The 1,746-nt window shown below is 61.9% G+C and carries 2 protein-coding genes; both read right to left on the reverse strand.

Translation table 11 applies throughout. From position 1 onward, the window contains the following. Positions 1-51: 51 nt before the first annotated feature. The gene (locus EOA32_RS36800; RefSeq protein ID WP_126057631.1) at positions 52-1,260 is read right to left on the reverse strand and encodes a beta-ketoacyl-[acyl-carrier-protein] synthase family protein; all 1,209 of its coding nucleotides are present in this window, start codon (positions 1,258-1,260) and stop codon (positions 52-54) included. Further along, a complete protein-coding gene (locus EOA32_RS36805) occupies positions 1,261-1,542 on the reverse strand; it encodes an acyl carrier protein (protein ID WP_029356603.1) in 282 nt (93 codons plus the stop codon). Positions 1,543-1,746 lie beyond the last annotated feature (204 nt).

The following is a 1,746-nucleotide window of genomic DNA, read 5'->3' on the forward strand; positions in this document are numbered from 1 at the left end:
CAAGCAGCTAGATACGACAGGTGACCTCAAATGAGGCGTCTTGCATGGCTTCTACACCTGCCTGAATGCCAGAACTGCGTTCGTACCGCCCATGGCGAAGGCGTTGCTCATGGCGACGCGCACCTTGCGCTCGCGCGGCACATTGGGTGTGATGTCGAGGTCGCAAGCGGGATCTGGCTCGCGATAGTTGGCGGTCGGCGGCACGACGTCCTCTTGGATTGCCATCACGCAGGCGATCATTTCAAGCGCGCTCGCTGCGCCGAGGCAATGCGCGTGCGTGGACTTGGTGGAAGAGATGGACATCAAATAAGCGTGGTTTCCAAACACACGCTTGATCGCCGCCGTTTCAGTCTGATCATTGCTTTTGGTACCGGTGCCGTGCGCGTTGAGGTAGTCGACGTCCTCGGCATTCAGCCCGGCATCGGCAAGGCAGGCGCGCATCGCCGACGCTGGCCCCTCGACAGATGGCGCGGCAATGTGGAAGGCATCGGCGGAAAGGCCGACGCCGGCGATCTCGGCAAGAATTGTGGCACCACGCCTCGTGGCATGCTCGTAGCTTTCCAGCACGGCCATGCCCGCACCCTCGCCCAGCACCAGGCCCTTCCTATCGGCGGAGAAGGGCCGGCAGGTATCGGGTGAAAGCACGCGCATTGCTTCCCATGCTTTCAGCACGCCCCATGCGAAGGGTGCGTCGCTGCCTCCGGAAACCATTACGTCGGCCCGGCCCAGCTTGATCTGGTCCACCGCCGAGGCGATCGCATGGTTGGCCGAGGCACATGCGGAGGTCACCCCGAAGACCGGCCCGCGCAAGCCGAGGCTCAAGCTAAGATGGACGGAAGCGGCGCTGGGCATCACCTTTACTCCAGTGAAGAGTTCAGCACGGATTGCGCTACCCAAAAGCAGTGAGCGGTAAGTTTGTTCTGTTGCGTATGAACCGGTAAATCCGACGCCCACTGTCGCGCCGAAGCGATGGGCATTCCCCTCGTCCCAGGAAAGTCCGGCCTGCCGCATGGCTTCGCGCGCTGCAAGCACGGCGAGCAAGCTGAAGCGGTCCATGGAGATGAGATGCCCCCGGTTGATGTCGTGCTGGGGCAGCGCCTTGATCTCAGCGCCGGTCATGCCCTCCAGGTCATGAAGCTCGGAATTGGCGATCGGGCCGATGGCGGAGCGGCCTTCGCGCATCTCTTTCCACATAGAGGCGGCGTCGGTGCCCAGTCCGCACAGGCCGCCCACTCCGGTGATAACGACGCGCCTGTCCATTCAAGCCTCCTTCGCAAGCAAGCCGCGGACGGCTTCCACGACGTCGCCGACATTCTTGAGATTGGACCAGGCATCGGCCGTGTTCATGTCGATCTTGATGCCGTAGGCCTGCTCCACATCCCAGAGGACGTCCGCCAAACCCAGCGAATCAAACCCGAGCGCGTCCAGTTCCGTGGCGATTGTTATCTCGCCGACGAATGACGCAGGCATTCCCTCACCGCTCTCCGACTCGGCGCGTTTCTTGATCAGGGCAATGACGTCCGTTGCGAATTGATCGGCCATTCTGTTTCCTGTCTTTCTTTCCCGCGTTTCGACCTGGACGCGGCTCAGTTCCTGAGGCGCGCCGCGTCGCGAAAGCCATCACGCTTGGGCAACTGACAAAGCCCAATGCTCATAAAGCCGGATCAGGTCCGGCCGGTGTGTGGCGTAGGTGCAGTATGACGATGTGAGCCGCTACACCGTGCGCGTCTCCCAGTCTGTCCATAG

Source organism: Mesorhizobium sp. M1A.F.Ca.ET.072.01.1.1, from assembly GCF_004023325.1.
Taxonomy (GTDB): Bacteria; Pseudomonadota; Alphaproteobacteria; order Rhizobiales; family Rhizobiaceae; genus Mesorhizobium.

Coding starts and splice junctions, on each gene's coding strand:
- EOA32_RS36805 (WP_029356603.1), bottom strand. CDS start 1,542: ATGGCCGATCAATTCGCAACGGACGTCATTGCCCTGATCAAGAAACGC.
- EOA32_RS36800 (WP_126057631.1), bottom strand. CDS start 1,260: ATGGACAGGCGCGTCGTTATCACCGGAGTGGGCGGCCTGTGCGGACTG.